The sequence below is a fragment of the Pseudomonas sp. St316 genome, assembly GCF_018325905.1.
In the GTDB taxonomy this organism is placed as follows: domain Bacteria; phylum Pseudomonadota; class Gammaproteobacteria; order Pseudomonadales; family Pseudomonadaceae; genus Aquipseudomonas.
In genome coordinates, this window is sequence record NZ_AP021901.1 from 6,233,318 (window position 1) to 6,253,258 (window position 19,941).

Consider the following 19,941-nt stretch of genomic DNA (forward strand, 5'->3'; position numbering starts at 1 on the left):
GAGCAAGGCTTGCCCGCGATGGCATCGCCTGGAATTGACAGACCGCCCGAGTCGCCTGCATCGCGGGCAAGCCTTGCTCCCACACACTCATTTGGGCCCACCGGATCGAGTCCGACCAGCGCCAATTGCTTTCCCGCCTCCGCCTCTGTCACAATCGCGAACAATTCTCGTTACTTAAAACGTCGGTGATGCGCCGTGTCGTCAGTCCCAAGCCCCCACAGTGATCTGGTTGGTGCGTTGTACCGCGACCATCGCGCTTGGCTATTGGCATGGCTGCGCCGCAACGTGGCGTGTGCGCAACGGGCCGAGGACTTGAGCCAGGACACCTTTGTACGCTTGCTGGGTCGCGAGGAGCTGAAAGCGCCCCGCGAGCCGCGGGCGTTTCTGGTGGCCATCGCCAAGGGCCTGTTGTTCGATTATTTCCGTCGAGCGGCGTTGGAGCAGGCCTACCTCACCGAACTGATGCTGGTGCCCGAAGCCGAGCAGCCCTCGGTGGAAGAACAGCAAATCATCCTCGAAGACCTCAAGGCCATCGATCGCCTGCTGGGCAAACTGTCGAGCAAGGCCCGCGCAGCCTTCCTCTATAACCGCCTCGACGGCCTCGGCCACGCCGAAATTGCCGAACGCCTGGGTGTTTCGGTGCCGCGCGTACGACAATACCTGGCCCAAGGCATCCGACAGTGCTACATCGCCCTGTATGGTGAGCCGACATGAGCCAGAGCCAGGCCCATGCCAAACCGGTCTCGGCCAGCGTGCTGGATGCCGCCATCGCCTGGCAGTTGTCCCTGGACTCGAGCAGTGCCCAGGAGCGTGAAGCCTTCGCCCAATGGCATGCCGCCGACGAAGAGCACGCCCGGGCCTGGCGACAGCTGGGCATGCTTGACCAGCGCTTCAGTGTGGCCTCCGGGCCGGCGCGCGCCGCGTTGCTGCAATCGCGGGCGAGCATTCGCCGACGGATACGCAAGGTCGGCAGCGGCCTGGCCAGTGTTGTCGCCGTCATCGGACTGGCGTTGTTTGCCGGAGATCGTTACCTGCCACTGGATTACTGGCTGGCCGATCAGCGCACCGCGACAGGCGAACAGCGCACCCTGCGCCTGGCCGACGGCACGCTGATCAACCTCAATACCCACAGTGCCCTGGACGTGCGTTTCGATGACAAGCAGCGCCGCATCATCCTGCAGGAAGGCGAGATCCTGGTGGAAACCGGTCACGACGACCCACGTCCGTTCATCGTCGAGACCCGTGAAGGCAGCCTGCGCGCCTTGGGCACACGATTTCTGGTCAAGCGTGAAGACGAAGGCACGCGCCTGAGCGTGTTGAAATCCGCTGTGGCCGCGCACCCGCAGGCCACGGACAAGGAACAGATCCTGCGTGAAGGCCAACAAGTGCTGATGCGCCGCGACGGCCTAGGCCCAGCCATTGCCTTGAACCCCGGCGCCGATGCCTGGACCCGCGGCATGCTGGTAGTGGACAACGCGCGCCTCGAAGACCTGGTCCACGAACTGGGGCGTTACCGGCGTGGCTACTTGGGGATCGCGCCACAAGTGGCAGACCTGCGCATCACCGGCAGTTTCCCACTGCACGACACCGACCTGGCCTTGACCGCCCTGCTGCCGACCTTGCCGGTGCAGGTCGAGCATCACACGCGGTGGTGGGTGGTGGTGGGGCCACGGGCTGAAGCCAAGCCCTGAAGCACGCTGTATCAGTGATGGCCTCATCGCGAGCAGGCTCGCTCCCACAGTGGAACAGCGGCGAACACACAACAGGGGATCACCGAAGACCAAATGTGGGAGCGAGCCTGCTCGCGATGAGGCCATCTACCTCACCATAAAAAACCAAGCCAACCCGCAAAGCGAATCTAAATTATTTTCATCCAGCCCTATCACTTTTGAATTTTCATCCGGCACCCAGGCAATTGAGAAATATTTCCATTCAGGAGCCGCCGTAATGTCCCGCCCGCTAGACACCCTGTTGCGCCCCAGCCTGTTGACCATCGCCATTGCCTTCGCCACGCCCTTCGCCTGCGGCCCGCTGTTGGCCGCCGAACAGGCCTCGAGCGTGCGCACCTACAACCTGCCCGCCGCACCACTGGCCAGCACCTTGAACCAGATCGCCAGCCAGGCTGGCCTCGCGCTGAGCCTGAATCCGTCCCTGGCCTCGGGCAAGACCTCGGCCCCGGTCCAAGGCCAGTTCGACGCCACGGGCGCATTGCGCGAAGCCTTGCGCGGTACCGGCCTGCAACTGGAACATAGCAGCGCCGGCACCTACAGCCTGGTGGCCGTGCCTGAAGGCGTCATGGCCTTGCCGGAAACCAGTGTGATCGGTGCCGGCCTCAGCGAAACCGCGTGGGGCCCGACCGAGGGCTACGTCGCCACCCGTACCGCCGCCGGGACCAAGACCGATACGCCGATTGTCGAACTGCCGCGCTCAGTCTCGGTGGTCACGCGCCAACAGATGGAAGACCGTTCGGTCCTCAACCTCAATGACGCCCTGCGCTACACCGCTGGCGTGCAGAGCAGCGGCTACGGCTCGGACTCGCGCAACGACTGGCTGCTGGTCCGCGGTTTCATACCGACCCAGTTCCTCGATGGCCTGCCGCTGCCCAAGGGCAACTACATCACGCCGAAAATCGAGCCCTGGAACCTTGAGCGCATCGCGGTGCTGCGTGGCCCGGCCTCTTCGGTCTACGGCCAGACGCCCCCGGGTGGCATGCTGGACATGGTCAGCCGCCGCCCGCAGGCCGAAAGCAGCAATGAGGTCGAGCTGCAGGCCGGCAGCTACGAGCACAAGCAGATCAACTTCGACAGCACCGGCAAGGTCGATGACGAAGGCCAGTTCCTCTACCGGGTCAGCGGCACCGTGCGCGACAGCAATGCCCAGGTCGATCATATTCCGGACAAACGCTACAACCTCGCGCCAAGCCTGACCTGGAACATCAACGACGACACGCGCCTGACCTTCCTGTCCCAGTACACCCGCGACGACACCGGCATCACTGGGCAGTTCTTGCCACTGCAAGGCACCAAGCTCTCCTCGCCAGCGGGCAAGATTTCCCACCACAAGAACCTCGGCGACCCGGACTGGGAATTCTACGACCGTACCTACTACGCCCTCGGCTATGCGTTTGAACATCGCCTGAACGACACCTGGCAGTTCCGCCAGAACTTGCGCTACACCAAGAGCGACCTGGAAACCCAGGGCATCTCCGCCGGCGGGCAATTCTGGCCGGCGGGTCCTGATGAAGCGGTGAGCGCCGATGGCACCGTCAAGCGCAGTGCCAGTGTCATTGACGAAGACATCAGCCAGTTCGCCGTGGACAACAACTTCCAGGCCGATTTCCAGACCGGCTCCCTCGACCACACCCTGCTGCTGGGCCTGGACCACCAACGCTCCAACAGCAATTCGCGCTGGTTGTGGGGTTCGACCGGCGTGCCGACCAGCAACATCCACAACCCGATCTACGGACAGGATTTCTCCAACGTCCAGTACTTCACCATGTACGACTACAACCAGAAGACCAACCAGACCGGCCTGTACGTCCAGGACCAGATCGCCCTGGACAACTGGCGCCTGACCCTCGGTGGCCGTGAGGACTGGATTCACACCGGAACCGAATTCCACAACCAGAACAACGTCACCAACACCCAGCGCGACAAGAAATTCAGCGGCAACGCGGCGCTGAGCTATGTCTTCGATAACGGTGTGACGCCGTACATTTCCTTCGCCCAGTCGTTCCAGGCGGCAGCCGGTTCAACCGTCAACAGCACCGAAGCGTTCAAACCCACCGAAGGCGAACAATACGAAGCGGGGATCAAGTACCAGCCACCCGGCACCAAGACCTTGCTGACCGCGGCGGTGTTCGACCTGACCCAGAAAAACAACTCTGTCACCGAAAACAACGTCACCCGCCAGGTGGGCGAAGTCCAGGTGCGTGGCCTGGAGTTGGAAGCCTCGGGCGATGTGACCGACAACCTGAAGCTGATCGGTTCCTACACCTACAACGACAGTGAAATCACCAAGGGCACGACGGCGGAAAAAGGCAAGCGCATGGCCCAGGTGCCGCGTAACCAGGCCACTGCCTGGGCAGACTACACCTGGCATAACGGCCCACTGGATGGCTTCGGCGTCGGCGCCGGTGTGCGTTATGTCGGCGACACCTACGGCAACACCACCAACACCGACTGGGGTCATGTCGGGTCCTACACCGTGTACGACGCCTCGGCCCATTACGACCTGGGCCGTTTGAACAAGACCCTCAAGGGGGTCACGGTGGCGGTGGACGCGAAGAACCTCTTCAACAAGGACTACCTGTCCACCTGTGATGGCTTCTATTGCTACTACGGCGACCAGCGCAACGTCGTCGCCAGCGTGAACTACAAATGGTAAACGGTTAGCATTTGCAAAACCTTTTGAGGGCCACCTGCTGCTGAGGTTGATCAGTCAAACGAAATCCCTGTGGGAGCGAGCTTGCTCGCGAAAGCAGAGTGTCAGTCAACATCAGTGCAACTGACGCACCGCCATCGCGAGCAAGCTCGCTCCCACACAAGCTTGCCCCACAGGTTTCGCGGCTTGACTGACTGGCCCAGGCATCGTGTCCCTCTTGCATCCGGATCGATCATGAAAAGCAAAACCATCCGCCGCTGGTCCTTCGTCCACACCTGGACCAGTCTGATCTGCACGGCGTTCCTGCTGATGCTGGCGATCACCGGGCTGCCGTTGATCTTCCACCATGAAATCGAACACCTGCTGGGAGACTCCCCGCAGCTTCGGGAAATGCCCGCCGATACACCACCGCTGGACCTGCAACAACTGGTGGAAAAAGCCAAGGCCCATCGCCCGGGTGAAGTGGTCCAGTATTTTGGCTGGGACGATGACGATCCCGACGGCGTCATCACCATCATGGCGCCGACACCGGGCACCGAACCCAATGCCTCCCACACCTTCATGCTTGATGGGCGTACCGGCGAGGCCCTGGAAATGCCTTCCGCCAATGGCGGCTTCATGATGGTCATGCTGCGCCTGCACGTGGACATGTTCGCCGGGCTGCCGGGCAAGTTGCTGCTGGCCTTCATGGGCCTGCTGTTCGTGGTTGCCATCGTCTCCGGAGTGGTTTTGTACCTGCCGTTCATGCGCCGTTTGACGTTCGCCACGGTGCGCCAGGACAAATCCACGCGCCTGCGCTGGCTCGACCTGCACAACCTGATCGGCGTGGTCACGCTGGTCTGGGCGCTGACCGTCGGCGTCACCGGCGTGATCGCCGCATGCGCCGACCTGATCATCGCCGCGTGGCGCAACGACAGCCTCAGCGCCATGGTCGAACCTTACCGCAACGCCCCGCCGCTGACCCAACTGGCGCCGGCCAGCCGGCTGCTGGACATCGCCAAGGACGTCGCGCCGGGCATGGAGCCGAGTTTCATTGCCTTCCCAGGCACGCTGTTCTCCAGCGAGCACCACTACAGCGTCTTCATGAAGGGCGACACCCACCTGACCTCGCACCTGCTCACGCCCGTGCTGATCGATGCCACCACCCTGGACGTCACGGCCGTCGCCGAACGGCCGTGGTACATGGACGTCATGAGCCTGTCCCTGCCGCTGCACTTCGGCGACTACGGTGGCCGGCCGATGCAGATCTTCTGGGCGACCCTCGATGTACTGACCATCATCGTCCTCGGCAGCGGCGTTTACCTGTGGCTGGTGCGGCGCAAAGCGGCCAAGCGTGTAACCGTTGGTACGCAGGTCCTCTCGTGAGGCCTCGGCAGTCGAGTTTCTGGAAGGTGTTTGGCCTGCCCGTGGTGATCGGCGTTCTTTGCGCCGCCGGGCTCTTCAGTGCATTGCTGGGTGACGGCGTGTGGGACGCCTTCAGTTGGCTGGGGTTGGGCATCCCCTGCGTGTTGGCGGTGTGGGGACTGGTCCCGCGCCGCTGAGTCATCCGGGCGCGCACTTGCCAAAGTGAGCGCCCTCTCTGCTCGTCATACGACAACCGCAGACACACCGAGTGTTTCAGGCCGCCCAACCTTTGACATATTTGTTGACAAATTATTCCTTGCCCTCCTATAAAGGCGCGTGTTGTACGACAACCTACAACACGATATGCGACGCCAAATCCAAAAATAATTGATGGTGAAGTGATGAAAATCAAAGGCATCCGCTGGTGGATGGTTGGCCTGGTCACGGCCGGCCTGATGGTCAACTACCTGGCTCGCAATACCCTCTCGGTGGCCGCCCCCACCCTGATGAGCGAAATGAACATCTCCACCGAGCAGTATTCCCATATCGTCGTGGCCTGGCAGATCTGCTACGCGTTGATGCAACCGGTGGCCGGCTACATCATCGACGCCATCGGCACCAAGACGGGCTTCGCCATTTTCGCGTTCGCCTGGTCCATCGCCTGTGCCGCAGCGGCCATGGCATCGGGCTGGCAGGGCCTGGCATTTTTCCGCGGGCTGCTTGGCCTGACGGAAGCCGCCGGGCTGCCGGCTGCGGTAAAGACCTCTACCGAATGGTTCCCGGCCAAGGAACGCTCGGTGGCCATCGGCTGGTTCAACATCGGTTCATCAATCGGCGCCGTGCTGGCTCCGCCGCTCGTGGTCTGGGCGATCCTGAACAGTGGCTGGGAGCTGGCGTTCCTGATCGTTGGCGGCCTGGGCGTGGCCTGGACGTTCCTCTGGATGATCTTTTACAAGCATCCGCGCGACCAGAAGCTGCTGAGCGACACCGAGCGTGATTACATCCTCAGCGGCCAGGAAGCTCACTTCCAAGACCCGACGCCGAAGAAAGGCAGCTGGAAACGCATCATCGCCAGCCGCAACTTCTACGCCATCGCCAGTGCCCGGATCCTCTCCGAGCCGGCCTGGCAAACGTTCAACGCCTGGATCCCGCTGTACCTGATGACCGAGCGGCACATGAACATCAAGGAGATCGCAATGTTCGCCTGGCTGCCGTTCCTGGCGGCCGACCTGGGTTGCGTGCTGGGCGGTTACCTGAGCCCGTTGCTCCATAAATACTGCAAGGTGTCGCTGTTTACCTCGCGCAAAATGGTCCTGTTGTTCGGTGCGTCCTGCATGATCGGCCCAGCCTGCATCGGCCTGGTCGCCAGCCCTTACACCGCCATCGCCCTGCTGTGCGTCGGCGGCTTTGCCCACCAGACCCTGTCCGGCGCACTGTACGCCATCACGTCCGATTCGTTCGGCAAGAATGAAGTCGCCACCGCCACCGGCATGGGCGGGATGTTCGGTTACCTGGGCGCCGCCGCCTTCACGCTGCTGTTCGGCGTCATGGTGACCAAGATCGGCTACAGCCCTCTGTTCGTGCTATTGGCGATCTTCGATGTCATCGCCGCATTCATCGTCTGGACTGTCGCCCGGGAACTCAAGCACCAACCGGCAACGCCGTCGTCCGAGCCGCAAGCACTGCAACCGGCCGTCTGAGGCACCTTGCGGCCGGGCCCCTTCGGCTCGGTCGCACGAACGCGCTATGCTGCGCAGCAAGCCCCACTGATCGAGACGTTGCCATGTCCACCCCCAGCATGACGCTGTTCCACAACCCCGCTTCGCCCTTCGTTCGCAAGGTCATGGTGCTGCTGCACGAAACCGGCCAGCAAGACCGCGTGGCGTTACAGCTCAGCCAACTCACACCGGTCAAGCCAGACCGAGCCCTGATCGATGACAACCCATTGAGCAAGATCCCGGCCCTGCGCCTGGCCAACGGGACGGTGATCCATGACAGCCGCGTCATCCTCGACTATCTCGATCACCAGCACGTCGGCAACCCGCTGATCCCCCGGGACGGCGCGGCCCGCTGGCGGCGCCTGACCCTGGCCTCCCTGGCCGACGGGATCATGGATGCGGCGGTGATGATCCGCTACGAAACCGCCCTGCGTCCTGCGCAAAAACACTGGGACGAATGGCTCGATGCGCAACGGGACAAGATTCGCCGGGCCCTGGGCCTGCTCGAAGCCGAAGCGATTGCCGAGCTGGCCTGCCACTTCGACGTGGCCTCCATCAGCGTGGCCTGCGCCTTGGGCTACCTGGACCTGCGCCATCCCGACCTGGAATGGCGCAAGGCCAACCCGCAATTGGCAGCGTGGTTTGCCGAGGTGAGCCTGCGGCCTTCGATGCTCGAGACGGTGCCCAGGGTTTAGTGCTGCGTTCGCCGTACCGGCCTCATCGCGAGCAAGCTCGCTCCCACAGGGGACTGCGGCGTTCTTTGTGGGAGCGAGCTTGCTCGCGATAGGGGCACACCGGATCCAGAGGAAACAGCCCAGCAATCAGCGCCACCAACTTCTCCCCCTCACGCTGGTCCTCACGCAACCCCAGCGACCGGCTCATTTCACCTCTCCCAACTCAAAGCTCATCGCAGCCGCCGGCTTCGACCCAACTCCGTACCAATCCAACTTACGGGTTAACACCATGAATACGCCCAGCAAGCCGAACAGCAACAGCGAGCCCATCAACAACGCATAGTCCTCAGCACTCAGCAGGCCGTAGAGCAAACCGTACAAGCCCGCCAGCCCTGCCGAGAATCCCAGGCCGTGGCTCACGCTGCGCAGCACATGGCAGACATAAAACCCGATCAGCAATACACAGGCACTGGCCGACACCAGGTACGCCAGGGTGAAGCCGATGTGCTCCGACAGTGACAACAGCAGCAGGTAAAAGAACGCCAGCGCCACGCCCACCAAGGCGTACTGGACCGGGTGCACTGCCAGGCTCTTGAGCACTTCAAAGAGGAAGAAGCCGGCGAAGGTCAGGGCGACAAACAACAGCGCATACTTGATCGCCCGGTCGCTCTTGAGGTACTGGTCCACCGGGTCGATAAAGCTCACCCCGAACGCCCGACTGCGGAACGCTTCACAACTATCGCTCGGCTCGCAGGCTTGCAGTGTTTCCAGAAGGTTGGTGGAGAAAAACGACGTCTGCCAGTCGGCACTGAAACCCTGCTCATTGATCTCACGATTGGTGGGCAAGTAGTTGCCGATGAAGCTCGGATGCGGCCAGTCGGCCGACAGGTGCACCTTGGTGGATTTGCCCACTGGCAGAATCTGGAACTCGCCAGTGCCTTGCAGGCGCAGGTCAAAACCAAAGGTCAGCTCAGGGCCGCCCTGGGCGGTGATCATTGGCAGCGGCACATGCACGCCCTGTCCCAGCCAGCCGAGACGCGAGCCTGGCAGGAAGTCGACGGTCTGCTGGTTCAGCGTCAGGGTCAGCGCATTCTCGATGCCGCGAATATCGCTGATGCCGACGCTCAGGTACGGCTCGTCGAAGCGGTAATCGGCGAAGTCCTTGGCGGCGACACCGTAGCGTTCAGGCACCTTGAAACGACCATCGATCCGGTTATCGGCATGGAACAACCGCGCTTCGTAGATGCCCCGGGCACGGGTTTCGGTGCGGACCTGGCCGTCGAGTTCAAACTGCTCCGGTAAAAAATACAACTCGCCCGTTCGCTCGACGGTTTCCAGGAAACGCACGCCGGTCTTCTCATTGGTATTCCAGACCTTCACGCTCTTGCGAAACGGCACCACGATCATCGGCCCGATCAGTTGCTGGCTGTAGCTGGAGCTACGGGCGATGTCCTGCAACACACCGTCACGCAGTTCCTGGCGCTCGTCGATGAGGCCGTTGATCATCAACAGCGGGATCATCAGCAAAAGAATCAGCAGGGCAATCATGCCCAGTTTTATGGCGAGGCTGCGGTTCATGTGGGGCTCTCCCTGTTCGTATGGGGGAGAGTCTGGGGTGGCTGTGTGAGGGGTTTATGGGGGGAATGTGGAGATTGTATGGAGAACCGGGCCCTGCGGGATGTGCTTTGTCAGCCAGCAAACACGCTTTCAGGGCAACCGCAGCACCACCTCAACCCCACCCTCGACATTGCCAATCCCGAATGCCCCTCCATGCAACTGCACCACTTCCTCCACGAAGTTGAGCCCCAGCCCGGTGCTCTTGCGGCCGCTGTCTGGGCGCGGCAAGGAGTAGAAGCGCTCGCTCAAGCGTGGCAGCGCATAGTCGGGAATCGGCGCGGCCTGATTGAACAGGCGAATCTCGATCCGATTGCCGCTGCGCTCGGCGCTGATGCGTAGCAGGCCGTTGACGGGGGTGAAGTCCAAGGCATTTTCCAACAAATTGCCCAAGGCCTGGCGCAACAGGAACGGCTCGCCGGTCAGCACCAGGTCGGCTGCGATGTGCTGTTCAACCCTCAACTGACGACTTTCGATCCAGCCGCCACGCGCTTCCAGCAACTCATCCATCAACGCCGCCAGCGGCACCGCCACTTCTTCTTCCAGCCCCTGGCGCTGCTCGATCTGGGCCAGGTTGAGCAACCGTTCGATCAACTGCTGCATGCGGACACTTTCGTTGCCGATGTTACTGACGAAGCGCTGGTGCTGGGCGGCGGGCATGTCGCTTTGCAGCAGCTCGGCGGCGCCGCGAATCGCTGCCAGCGGGCTCTTGAGTTCGTGGGTCAGCGTGTGCACGTAACGCTCGACGTAAGCCTTGCCTTCCAGTTGCGTGCGCATGTGTTCCACGGCGCCCGCCAGTTGCTCGAACTCACCACCGCGATAATGCGGCACCTCCACCCGTTGCCCCTGGCTGACGGCCTGGGCATAACCGGTCAAGCGACGCAGCGCCGAACTGAGCCACCACGACAGCAAGGCCCCCAGCACCAGGCCGAGGACAATCAACCCGGCGCCATACAGCAGCAAGCGTCGCTCCGTGCGGTCGATGTAAGGCTGCAGCGAACTGTTGGGCTTGGCGACGGTGACGGCGCCGATGATCCGACCGTTGTCGCGGATCGGCGCGCCGACGTGCATCACCGAAGACGCCGGGTCATCCGGATCGCTGCGGCTCGAGCGAGCGCCGTAGTGGCCGCGCAGGGTCAGGTAGACGTCGTTCCAGCGCGAATAATCCTGGCCCACCGCCACGCCACTGGAGTCGAGCACCACGGTGCCCTTGGCATCGGTGACGTAGATGCGGTGGCTGACCTGGTTTTTCGGCAAGCCCCAGATCGTCGCCGCCGGCTGGCGCTCGCCATAGGCCTTGAGCAACTGCGGCCAGCGATTCTGGTTGAGGGTGCCGGCCTTGAAATCGTCCCGCAGGATCTCCGCCATCAGGTTGGCCGTGTCCACCAGGGTTTCCTCGGTGGACTGGCGCACCCCAGGGCGTATCTGCTCGATCACCGTGCCGAGCACGAAATAGCCGGTCAGGGCGATAAACAGCACATAGACCAGGAAAATCCGGATCCCCAGCGACATCAGCTGTGCCCCGGACTGTAGCTGTAGCCCAGGCCTCGATGCGTCTGGATCGGCTCGGCCTCGCCCCGGACCAGGCGCAGCTTGGCGCGCACGCTCTTGATGTGGCTGTCGATGCTGCGCTCGTAGCCAGCATCGCTGGCCACACCCAGGGCGTCGAGCAGTTGTTCGCGGCTGAAGACCCGTTCGGGTTGCTCCAGCAGACAATTGAGCAGGCGGAATTCGTGACGGGTGAGGTTCAGCGGTTTGCCGCGATAGTTGATCTGCACACGGTCGGCATCGACCTGAAACAGCGCCATGCCCGGCTCCACCGCCGGCCTCGGCGCCACGCGTTTAAGGATCGCCCGGACCCTGGCCGCCACCTCGCGGGGGCTGAAGGGTTTGACCACATAATCGTCGGCACCGATCTCCAGGCCCACCACCCGGTCGATCTCGCCATCCCGGGCTGTCAGAAAGATGACCGGAACGTCGCTGAAACGTCTGAGATTTTTACAAGTCTCGAACCCGCTGATGTCCGGCAGGCCCACGTCGAGGATGATCAGGTCCGCCGGCGTGTTTTTCTGGTGATCGAGGGCGGCGGCGCCGAGGCTCAGCCAAGTGGTGTCAAACCCCTCGCCTTGCAGGGCAAACACCAGTGTATCGGCGATGGCGGCTTCGTCTTCGACAATCAGGATATGAGGCATGGCTTGCGAGCCCGGCAGTAAAGTTGCCGGAACGGTGCCCCAAGGCTTGGGGCACGTCAATCGGGGAAATCAGCAGTCGGGCTTGTCTGCCGTGAAGCGGCGGGCCGGGTTCACCGCTGCGCCGAACTCGCGCAGGGCCTTGGCGCCGATCAACAGCGGGTAGTTGAAGCTGCTGCGGTCGGTCAAGTTGACCTCCACGGTGCGCTTGACGTTGCCCAGGCACAGCTCCAGGTCGACTACAGGGCGCTTGGTGGGCGCGATTTTTTCGTCGTCGTCTTCATCCTCTTCGGAACGGGTCTTGATCTTGCTGATGCGCGCAATCTTGTGCTCGTAGACCTTGTTGCTCGCGTCCTTGGTCGCCAGGCGGAACCGCACCCAATCATCACCGTCGCGGGTAAAGGTCTCGATGTCCTTGGCCGACAGCGAGGCGGTCAGCGCACCAGTGTCCATCTTGGCCTTGAGCACTTCGCCACCGATTTCCGGCAGCGCGATGTATTCGTAGCGCCCGTACAGGGTCGGCTCGGCGGCCAGCACTGGAAGGGCCACAAGGGAAAGCAGGGCGAGAAGGGATTTCATGCAATAGGGCTTCCTGTGTGAGGTGGGAATTTAGACCGTGACCGGTGAATTCGTTCGGTTGCTCGCCACAACAGCGAACCCAGCATACCGGCCAAAAGGTGAAACATTCGTCCACATCGATTTGGCCTGTCGCCTGAAGCTGCTTATCATGGCCCGCCCACCTGCTTGCAAGAGTCATGTATGCGCCGCCTGCTCACCGGCTGTTTAGTCACCCTGCTGTTGTTGCTCAATACCCTGGTGCTGTTCGGACCGCTGATGGTGTTCGCACTGCTCAAGCTGGTCCTGCCCGGGCGCTTTCGCGACTACGCCTCGTGGGCGGTGATGTGGATCGCCGAGACCTGGGCCGAGATCGACAAGCTGATCTTTGCCCTGTGCATCCCTACCCGCTGGGACATCCGCGGCGGCGCAGACCTGCGCGGCGATACATCCTACCTGGTGATCAGCAACCACCAATCCTGGGTCGACATCCCCGCCCTCGTCCAGACCTTCAACCGACGCACCCCGTTCTTCAAGTTCTTCCTCAAGAAAGAACTGATCTGGGTGCCGTTCCTGGGACTGGCCTGGTGGGCCTTGGATTATCCGTTCATGAAGCGCTACACCAAGGCGTTCCTGGCGAAAAACCCGGAACTGGCCGGCAAGGACCTGGAAATCACCAAGGCCGCCTGCGAGCTGTTCAAGCGTCAACCGGTCACCGTGGTCAACTACCTCGAAGGCACGCGCTTCACCGCCGCCAAGCGCCAACAGCAACAATCCCCGTTTACCCACCTGCTCAAGCCCAAGGCCGGCGGCGTGGCGTTCGTGCTGGCGGCGATGGGTGAACAACTGGATGCGGTACTGGACGTGACGGTGGTGTACCCGCAGGAGTGGATTCCCGGGTTCTGGGATTTGATCAGCGGAGCCGTGCCCCGGGTCATCATCGACATCCAGACCCGCGAATTGGACCCGGCGCTGTGGCAGGGCGACTACGAAAACGATCCGGTGTTTCGCCAGCAGGTGCAGGACTGGGTTAATCAGCTGTGGATGGAGAAGGATCGGCGGATTGCGGCGTTGCGCAGCGACGCAAAGATTTCCTAACAGTTCTGGTAGTAGGCAGCGGCTGGAAAACCGCCGATGCTGGAGGTCTGGATTTGCTGGACCTCGCACGGAGCTCGGTGCATGCCTGCTACCTCTCACGAAACCGTATCGTGTCGCTATCACTACGACCCACTGGATCGCCTAGTCGATTGCGCGCCTTTCGATGAGGTCAGCATTCAGCGTTTCTACTGCAAGAGTCGATTGGCTACTGAGATACAGGGGGCGGTGCAACACAGCGTCTTCCAACACGATAACCAATTGTTGGCGCAACTGCGGCGCGAGGATGTAAGGGGGGACGCCACCCTGCTGGCGACCGATCAACAGCGTTCGGTATTGAACGCGCTCGATGCAACTCGACCGCATCCTCTCAGCTACACACCCTACGGCCATCGCCCGGCGGAAAACGGTTTGCTCAGTTTGCTTGGGTTTAACGGCGAACGGCCGGATCCGGTGACCGGGCATTATTTGTTGGGGAATGGGTATCGGGGGTTTAACCCGGTGTTGATGCGATTTAATAGTCCGGACAGTTGGAGTCCGTTTGGGGAGGGTGGGTTGAATGCGTATGCGTATTGCGCCGGGGACCCGAGAAATTGGATAGACCCATCAGGGCATTTCTGGGGTATCGGGAAAAGTTTCAGAAGACTATTCAATCTGACACCAAAAGTTCCTAAGAACGCAACCCCAGCAAAAACTGCCTCTCGCACCCAGCACGCGAAAACCTCAAGTTCGGATCCATTATTTTCGGCACTTGATCAAGCTCGATTCAACACGGCAAGAAATAGAAAATTAACGATACCTACGGATGGAAGACCCAACGAATTAATTAAAATATCCGACGACTTGGAGTTTCTCCGTCAACAACGAATAGATAACGCATTGTTACCCCTGAATGACTTTCGCGGTCCGCAGCTTGCTGCTTGGGAAAGAAAAGCGCGGCAAGTAGCAAACGCATCAATAACAAGATCGTTAAGAGAAGAGTATTCCAGCGTCGCGCGTTGGTTCCATAACAGTGCCCAACCCGCCCCCATTTCCCAGCCCCGCAAGCCCAAGGTACGCTTCTCAGGATTCGATGAAATAGCGGAATTCACGAGCGATGTGAGACAACCTGCGCAAGAGTGGCAAAACGTCATTCGCAACCGTTAAGACGGAGCCGGTAATCTTTGACGTTAGCACGCCAAAAAACTAGCAGTTCTGATAGTAGCCAGTGGTGGGGAAACCGCCGATGCTGGAGGTCTGGATTTGCTGGACCTCACACGGAGCTCGGTGCATGCCTGCTACCTCTCACGAAACCGTATCGTGTCGCTATCACTACGACCCACTGGATCGCCTAGTCGATTGCGCGCCTTTCGATGAGGTCAGCATTCAGCGTTTCTACTGCAAGAGTCGATTGGCTACTGAGATACAGGGGGCGGTGCAACACAGCGTCTTCCAACACGATAACCAATTGTTGGCGCAACTGCGGCACGAGGATGTAAGGGGGGACGCCACCCTGCTGGCGACCGATCAACAGCGTTCGGTATTGAACGCGCTCGATGCAACTCGACCGCATCCTCTCAGCTACACACCCTACGGCCATCGCCCGGCGGAAAACGGTTTGCTCAGTTTGCTTGGGTTTAACGGCGAACGGCCGGATCCGGTGACCGGGCATTATTTGTTGGGGAATGGGTATCGGGCGTTTAACCCGGTGTTGATGCGATTTAATAGTCCGGACAGTTGGAGTCCGTTTGGGGAGGGTGGGTTGAATGCGTATGCCTATGGTTTGGGGAACCCAGTGACCTATCAGGACCCGACCGGACACTTCTCATTAGGATCCATCAGTCGGGCATTATCTACCCTTTTGGATAATGTGGGGGGGATCAGGATAAAAGCGGTAAAAAACGCGGAAAAGGTTGCCACGAATGTAGATATTTTCGAAGATGTCTATAAGCAGAAACTGCGTTTAAACATAATGGCCCACGGCGGTCCCCCTATTGGCGACAAACCCTATATTCTGTGGGAAGAAAAGTTTATCTCTCCGGCCCAGTTGCATAGACACCTCGTTACACACGGAGTGGCTTTTGAAAACTATGACAGCATAAGAGTACTGGCCTGCCATTCTGCCGACACTGCCCACTCCTTCGGCGCAACCTTTGCAAAATTGACCAATAAACCCGTCAAAGCATTCTCAGGTACTGTCGCGACTAGACTTCGCACCTCAGCGGGAAATAAAGTATCTGTAGGTGCGCGCCACACAGATACAAAGGAAATGGAGATATTTAAGAACAATGGGCCTTTCGGGCGACTTTTCCGCCCCTACCGTCCAAAGACATTCCAGCCCGACTCGAATTCAATAAGAGGTTATTAATGAGACTGGTCTGTTATCCACCTTGACTCCAGATACCGCCCAGGTTCTGCAACAGCGAACTGCCCACGCCCTGCTGTCCAAGATATTGGAGAATCACCGGAGCAAACTGCCCGATCATGCCGCTGTCCATGCCCAGCGCACTGAAGGCAGTGTTCAGGTCGTTGGTGTCCTTAACGTTACCCAGCAAGCCGTCGAGCAGTGCATTTTTATCCGATCCGCCACCGAGCAAACCGCCCAGGCCATTGAGCCCACCGATGGCGCTGTTGCCGGCGATCTGATCGAGGCCTGGCACGCTTTGGCTCAATTCGGAAAACTGCGGCTCGCTGAGCCGGTTCTTCGCCAATCCCAACATCGCACCGGCACCGCCGATGGCCTGTTCCGGCGTGATCTTGAGTTCCGAGCCCAGGGTATTGAGCAACCCGGCGGCTTTCGGCGCGGCGGCCACGGCGCCCTCTGCCTGCTCGCCTTGATTACCCTGCATCGCCGATACCACATTGGCCGCATCACTGAGGCTGAACTGCGCGAAGGCCGGGCCGGTTGCCAGCGTGAGCAGGCAAGACAGTGCAAAACCGCGTGAAACCTTCATCCGAACACCCTCTTGAACCCTGAAAAAACCGCCCATGAGGGACGGCGCAAAATCGAGCGTTGGACTGGGGTGGACAAGGATTGTTCCACCATGCGACTGACTTCTGAATCCGATTCGTTTTCACGAAACACTGGGTGTGTTATCGCCAAGTGCGATTAAATTACGGTCAGCTGATTCCAAATCGCCATAGACAACTGTCAGCACTGACAGTAGCCCTTCCCCTGACATAGCCGCAAACATGTCGCCGATAGAAAAAATCGGGGGATAGGAAAATGCGAAACTCAATGACTGGCGGCGGCGCCGGAATATTCCTGCTGATGATCGGCCATGTCCACGCCGGTGAAATAACCTGTCCGGCCGTGACGCAAATTCATCACAACACCGAATCGGTGGAAGTTCAGGATCATCGCGAGTGGCAGAGCCAGAGCCTGGTAGAAGTAGTCAACCCAGCGCTGTGGCAATTCAAGGGGGCAGAGTTCGCGGTCCATCAACCTGACGTAGACAGCCAGGCACCGACCAGGGCGACCATTACTTGCAAGTACGGTGAGCTGAATCTCACGCTGGAATATCTCCAGGCCCAAGAACCGACATCGTTGCCGTGGGCGGATAATCGTTGCGAAAGCCCGGACACCCCTATGTGCAGACTCATCAATGCCGACTATTTCAGCTTGAGTTTCTGACCCTGAAAAGCCATGGTTTTACTTGCGCCAACGAGCCTCTGTTCAAAGGCCCCTGCCCTTGGCTGATCAGGTACCGTACAGTGCGGCTACTTCCAGCAGAGCTTGCTTATGAATGTAAAGATCGGCGGAGCGACCCTCGCGGTCATCCTGACAGGCATGCTCATTGCCCTGGGCGTCAACGAATGCCAGCGCGGCCCCCTGAACCCGGAGCTTGCCGATGGCATCAGCGAGGAGCAGAAGACTTGGCTGACCATCGAGCACCGCATCAAGCGCTCCGACCCGGCGCTGACCGAGGTGAGCCGTGACCAGCAAGCGCTGACCGTGCTTTACCGTCCAGGCGCCTGTGCGGATGACTGCGAGCCTTGGGTTCCACACATGCTGCGCGTTGTCGGCCACGGCCTGGCAGCGCTCAATGGCGCGCCAGGGGGCAAGCAATACACGCAAGTGACGGTCAAGGCGCGACTGCTGGCCGATGATGATGTGGAACTGGTCTACGACATGCAGGGTTTCGATGCGATCAAGACGCAGCAAGATGGCTACGTCACCTTCGCCAGCATGCCCCGCAGCCTGAATTTCAGCGGCGAGGCCTTGGCCCAGGCGCAAGACTATTGCCAAGGCCCTAGCGCCCAGGGTTTCTACCCTGAATTTTGTGAGCGGATCCGCAAAGCGGTAGCCCATCAATAAGCGTGGCGAGCGAGCTTGCTCGCGCTCGAGTGCGAAGCGCTCGCCGTCGGTATCTGAAAGCGGGAGCTGCTGCGCAGCCCAGCGGGAGCAGACCCCTCGCCACAATGAGGGCGGTGTTCCTGCCTGAATACTCACGACCAAAAATCCCACAATTACTTGGGAAATCACCCGCAACTTCTAACCTTGCACCGCTCTACAGGCGATGCCTATAGTTCGTCCCGGTCGTCCAGTGGACGACCCGGGTTTGGCGACTCGGAAAACTACGGTCAGAACTCCTTTTTTAATCCATGAGGCTCTAGCCATGAACCGATACATGCCCCTCACCGGCGTCGACTGCACCCCCGCCGCCCTGCTCATCGATACCCAAGCCCCCCTCGACGTCCTCCACGAAACCGCCGCCTACCGCATCCGCGCCGTGACCCAACTGTTGGAAAACATCGCCTTTCGCGAAGAGCTCAGTTCCGACGCCGTCGTCCTCCACGATTTCGCCCTGCTCCTGGCAATTCCGTTACGCGATGGCTGTGACGTGCTGGACGTGATCGGTCGACGGTTGCAGGCTCAAGCCATGGCATGACTGCTGCGGCAGTCATCCAACGATCAACGCACAATCCCTTATCTCTTCTCGGTATTGCCTACTGTCAACTCTGACAGTAGGCAACTGTCTGTGCCGGTTCTAATCTCCAGCCGAGACAACGAAAAACAAGGCTCTGGGCAAACCACAGTCCCCGTGCCTTTCTTCATTCGGGCAAGCAGGACAATAAAAATGAACGACCGAATCAAAGGAACCGTTAAATGGTTTAACGATGCAAAGGGCTATGGCTTCATTACCTGCGGCAAAGGAGGCGAGGAACTGTTCGTTCATTACTCAGCGATAGCCGGCGAGGGTTATAGAACATTGAAACAGAAGCAAACGGTCTTCTTTGAAATCGAGAAGAGCGACAAAGGCATGCAAGCCACGAGAGTAACGCCGGATTAACCATCGGTTCACGCAGGAGTCAATCCATGCCGGCGAACCGCAAAACGCTGCTCTGCCGCTACCATTACGACCCACTGGATCGCCTGGCCGATTGCATGCCATCGGCCACGGCCCGCACCCAGCGCTTCTACCTGAAAGAACGCCTGACCACCGAGATCCAAATCCAGGTACGACGATCGATTTTCCAAATGGACGACCAACTCCTGGCCAAACAACGGAGCCTGGATGGCACCGTCGAAACCACCTTGCTCGCCACCGACCAGCAACGCTCGGTATTGCACGTGCTCGATGCAACACAACCTCACCCTCTCGCCTACACACCCTACGGCCATCGCCCTGCGGAAAATGGCCTACTCAGCCTGCTCGGCTTCAACGGCGAACGGCCGGACCCGGTGACGGGGCATTATTTATTGGGTAATGGGTATCGGGCCTTCAACCCAGTGTTGATGCGGTTTAACAGTCCGGACAGTTTGAGCCCGTTTGGGAAGGGTGGACTGAATGCGTATACCTATTGCGGCGGGGATCCGCTTAATAGGCGGGATCCGACAGGACACTTCTTTTTTCCTAAAGGGTTTAACCCTCTCAAAGGGCTGAGAAATTTGTTGGGTCAAAAAAAATCCCCCAATAAAGCTGAAGCCCCCTCACCGACCAAACAGTATGCTGTGGGTTACCATGGCACTACAGATAGCAGCGCACAAAATTTGCTCAACCGCGGAGTTCTGGATGGATATGCAGGGGCCAACAGCAAACTGGAAAACTTGGTACTGGGTGAAGGATTCTACATAGCCACAGATCCCCAAGTTGCAAAGGAATACGCTCGTTCATTGCTCTCAAAAAGCGAACGAACAGTCGTACTGAAAGTATACGTAACCGATATGCCTTCAAAAGCACTCGACATTGATTATTACCGAGGCGAGGGGATAAGCGAGGGGATAAAGTCTTTCCGCCCTCATACCTATAAGGATATTTCATTTAAATATTATGGTTCTTTCAGGCGCAACCCTATGACGGCTCAAGTCCATCAGGTCCGCCAATGAATAGGCTTCGGACCTTCGGTGCATGCATGCGGCGAGCAATGAAAATATCGATTAATAAA

The 19,941-nt window shown here is 59.8% G+C and carries 20 protein-coding genes; 15 read left to right on the top strand and 5 right to left on the bottom strand.

All coding sequences use genetic code 11. From position 1 onward, the window contains the following. Window positions 1-195: 195 nt before the first annotated feature. The 7 genes from KI237_RS27830 to KI237_RS27860 all read left to right on the top strand — a co-directional run bounded on the left by KI237_RS27830 (window position 196) and on the right by KI237_RS27860 (window position 8,140). Window positions 196-714 (top strand): RNA polymerase sigma factor, encoded by a 519-nt coding sequence (locus KI237_RS27830; RefSeq protein ID WP_212797886.1) that lies wholly within the window; start codon window positions 196-198, stop codon window positions 712-714. Beyond that, window positions 711-1,691 carry a FecR domain-containing protein gene (locus KI237_RS27835; protein ID WP_212797887.1) on the top strand — a complete coding sequence of 327 codons (981 nt, stop codon included), beginning with the start codon at window positions 711-713 and terminating at the stop codon, window positions 1,689-1,691. Before KI237_RS27830 ends, KI237_RS27835 begins: the two co-directional genes overlap by 4 nt. 256 nt (window positions 1,692-1,947) lie before the next feature. Next, a complete protein-coding gene (locus KI237_RS27840) occupies window positions 1,948-4,386 on the top strand; it encodes a TonB-dependent siderophore receptor (protein WP_212797888.1) in 2,439 nt (812 codons plus the stop codon). 231 nt (window positions 4,387-4,617) lie between these two features. Continuing rightward, window positions 4,618-5,748, top strand: coding sequence for a PepSY-associated TM helix domain-containing protein (locus tag KI237_RS27845; RefSeq protein WP_212797889.1), 1,131 nt, complete (start codon window positions 4,618-4,620; stop codon window positions 5,746-5,748). Beyond that, entirely contained in the window at window positions 5,745-5,924 is a 180-nt protein-coding gene (locus KI237_RS27850; protein WP_212797890.1) for a hypothetical protein, read from the top strand. The genes KI237_RS27845 and KI237_RS27850 overlap by 4 nt, the downstream gene beginning before the upstream one ends. A 204-nt stretch (window positions 5,925-6,128) precedes the next feature. After that, complete coding sequence (locus KI237_RS27855) at window positions 6,129-7,427, top strand: MFS transporter (RefSeq protein WP_212797891.1); 1,299 nt, start codon at window positions 6,129-6,131, stop codon at window positions 7,425-7,427. A gap of 83 nt (window positions 7,428-7,510) precedes the next feature. Then, on the top strand, window positions 7,511-8,140 hold the full coding sequence (locus tag KI237_RS27860) for a glutathione S-transferase (protein WP_212797892.1): 630 nt from the start codon (window positions 7,511-7,513) through the stop codon (window positions 8,138-8,140). Between the two features lie 183 nt (window positions 8,141-8,323). Here KI237_RS27860 and creD read toward each other — a convergent pair whose 3' ends face one another. From creD to rloA2, 4 genes are all read right to left on the bottom strand, one after another. Further along, window positions 8,324-9,697, bottom strand: coding sequence for a cell envelope integrity protein CreD (creD, locus tag KI237_RS27865; RefSeq protein WP_212797893.1), 1,374 nt, complete (start codon window positions 9,695-9,697; stop codon window positions 8,324-8,326). A 129-nt stretch (window positions 9,698-9,826) separates the two neighbouring features. Further along, window positions 9,827-11,245 carry a two-component system sensor histidine kinase CreC gene (creC, locus tag KI237_RS27870; protein ID WP_212797894.1) on the bottom strand — a complete coding sequence of 473 codons (1,419 nt, stop codon included), beginning with the start codon at window positions 11,243-11,245 and terminating at the stop codon, window positions 9,827-9,829. Further along, a complete protein-coding gene (creB, locus tag KI237_RS27875) occupies window positions 11,245-11,925 on the bottom strand; it encodes a two-component system response regulator CreB (protein ID WP_212797895.1) in 681 nt (226 codons plus the stop codon). The genes creC and creB overlap by 1 nt, the downstream gene beginning before the upstream one ends. A gap of 69 nt (window positions 11,926-11,994) precedes the next feature. After that, complete coding sequence (gene rloA2, locus KI237_RS27880; RefSeq protein ID WP_053188779.1) at window positions 11,995-12,501, bottom strand: retropepsin-like aspartic peptidase RloA2; 507 nt, start codon at window positions 12,499-12,501, stop codon at window positions 11,995-11,997. 180 nt (window positions 12,502-12,681) lie between these two features. On the opposite strand from rloA2, the gene yihG reads away from it, so the two are divergent. The 3 genes from yihG (at window position 12,682) to KI237_RS30680 (ending at window position 15,919) form a co-directional block, all read left to right on the top strand. Beyond that, window positions 12,682-13,575, top strand: a complete 894-nt coding sequence (gene yihG, locus KI237_RS27885) for a 1-acylglycerol-3-phosphate O-acyltransferase, YihG family (RefSeq protein WP_212797896.1) — start codon at window positions 12,682-12,684, stop codon at window positions 13,573-13,575. A gap of 81 nt (window positions 13,576-13,656) precedes the next feature. Next, entirely contained in the window at window positions 13,657-14,718 is a 1,062-nt protein-coding gene (locus tag KI237_RS30675; RefSeq protein WP_249410672.1) for an RHS repeat-associated core domain-containing protein, read from the top strand. A 124-nt stretch (window positions 14,719-14,842) separates the two neighbouring features. Beyond that, window positions 14,843-15,919, top strand: coding sequence for an RHS repeat-associated core domain-containing protein (locus KI237_RS30680; protein ID WP_249410673.1), 1,077 nt, complete (start codon window positions 14,843-14,845; stop codon window positions 15,917-15,919). A 13-nt stretch (window positions 15,920-15,932) separates the two neighbouring features. Here the strand turns inward: KI237_RS30680 and KI237_RS27900 are convergent, their stop codons facing one another. Then, window positions 15,933-16,505, bottom strand: coding sequence for a DUF2780 domain-containing protein (locus KI237_RS27900; RefSeq protein ID WP_212797897.1), 573 nt, complete (start codon window positions 16,503-16,505; stop codon window positions 15,933-15,935). A gap of 272 nt (window positions 16,506-16,777) precedes the next feature. On the opposite strand from KI237_RS27900, the gene KI237_RS27905 reads away from it, so the two are divergent. The 5 genes from KI237_RS27905 to KI237_RS27925 all read left to right on the top strand — a co-directional run bounded on the left by KI237_RS27905 (window position 16,778) and on the right by KI237_RS27925 (window position 19,882). Further along, on the top strand, window positions 16,778-17,185 hold the full coding sequence (locus tag KI237_RS27905) for a DUF3757 domain-containing protein (RefSeq protein ID WP_212797898.1): 408 nt from the start codon (window positions 16,778-16,780) through the stop codon (window positions 17,183-17,185). 108 nt (window positions 17,186-17,293) lie between these two features. Beyond that, window positions 17,294-17,869: a hypothetical protein gene (locus KI237_RS27910; protein ID WP_212797899.1), complete on the top strand. Its 576-nt coding sequence runs from the start codon at window positions 17,294-17,296 to the stop codon at window positions 17,867-17,869. A gap of 301 nt (window positions 17,870-18,170) precedes the next feature. Then, window positions 18,171-18,443, top strand: coding sequence for a hypothetical protein (locus tag KI237_RS27915; protein ID WP_212797900.1), 273 nt, complete (start codon window positions 18,171-18,173; stop codon window positions 18,441-18,443). Between the two features lie 189 nt (window positions 18,444-18,632). Beyond that, window positions 18,633-18,845, top strand: a complete 213-nt coding sequence (locus KI237_RS27920) for a cold-shock protein (protein ID WP_212797901.1) — start codon at window positions 18,633-18,635, stop codon at window positions 18,843-18,845. 26 nt (window positions 18,846-18,871) lie between these two features. After that, complete coding sequence (locus KI237_RS27925; RefSeq protein ID WP_212797902.1) at window positions 18,872-19,882, top strand: RHS repeat-associated core domain-containing protein; 1,011 nt, start codon at window positions 18,872-18,874, stop codon at window positions 19,880-19,882. Window positions 19,883-19,941: the final 59 nt, after the last annotated feature.

Coding starts and splice junctions, on each gene's coding strand:
- KI237_RS27835 (WP_212797887.1), top strand. CDS start 711: ATGAGCCAGAGCCAGGCCCATGCCAAACCGGTCTCGGCCAGCGTGCTG.
- KI237_RS27840 (WP_212797888.1), top strand. CDS start 1,948: ATGTCCCGCCCGCTAGACACCCTGTTGCGCCCCAGCCTGTTGACCATC.
- KI237_RS27845 (WP_212797889.1), top strand. CDS start 4,618: ATGAAAAGCAAAACCATCCGCCGCTGGTCCTTCGTCCACACCTGGACC.
- KI237_RS27855 (WP_212797891.1), top strand. CDS start 6,129: ATGAAAATCAAAGGCATCCGCTGGTGGATGGTTGGCCTGGTCACGGCC.
- KI237_RS27860 (WP_212797892.1), top strand. CDS start 7,511: ATGTCCACCCCCAGCATGACGCTGTTCCACAACCCCGCTTCGCCCTTC.
- creD (WP_212797893.1), bottom strand. CDS start 9,697: ATGAACCGCAGCCTCGCCATAAAACTGGGCATGATTGCCCTGCTGATT.
- creC (WP_212797894.1), bottom strand. CDS start 11,245: ATGTCGCTGGGGATCCGGATTTTCCTGGTCTATGTGCTGTTTATCGCC.
- creB (WP_212797895.1), bottom strand. CDS start 11,925: ATGCCTCATATCCTGATTGTCGAAGACGAAGCCGCCATCGCCGATACA.
- rloA2 (WP_053188779.1), bottom strand. CDS start 12,501: ATGAAATCCCTTCTCGCCCTGCTTTCCCTTGTGGCCCTTCCAGTGCTG.
- yihG (WP_212797896.1), top strand. CDS start 12,682: ATGCGCCGCCTGCTCACCGGCTGTTTAGTCACCCTGCTGTTGTTGCTC.
- KI237_RS30675 (WP_249410672.1), top strand. CDS start 13,657: ATGCCTGCTACCTCTCACGAAACCGTATCGTGTCGCTATCACTACGAC.
- KI237_RS30680 (WP_249410673.1), top strand. CDS start 14,843: ATGCCTGCTACCTCTCACGAAACCGTATCGTGTCGCTATCACTACGAC.
- KI237_RS27900 (WP_212797897.1), bottom strand. CDS start 16,505: ATGAAGGTTTCACGCGGTTTTGCACTGTCTTGCCTGCTCACGCTGGCA.
- KI237_RS27905 (WP_212797898.1), top strand. CDS start 16,778: ATGCGAAACTCAATGACTGGCGGCGGCGCCGGAATATTCCTGCTGATG.
- KI237_RS27910 (WP_212797899.1), top strand. CDS start 17,294: ATGAATGTAAAGATCGGCGGAGCGACCCTCGCGGTCATCCTGACAGGC.
- KI237_RS27915 (WP_212797900.1), top strand. CDS start 18,171: ATGAACCGATACATGCCCCTCACCGGCGTCGACTGCACCCCCGCCGCC.
- KI237_RS27920 (WP_212797901.1), top strand. CDS start 18,633: ATGAACGACCGAATCAAAGGAACCGTTAAATGGTTTAACGATGCAAAG.
- KI237_RS27925 (WP_212797902.1), top strand. CDS start 18,872: ATGCCGGCGAACCGCAAAACGCTGCTCTGCCGCTACCATTACGACCCA.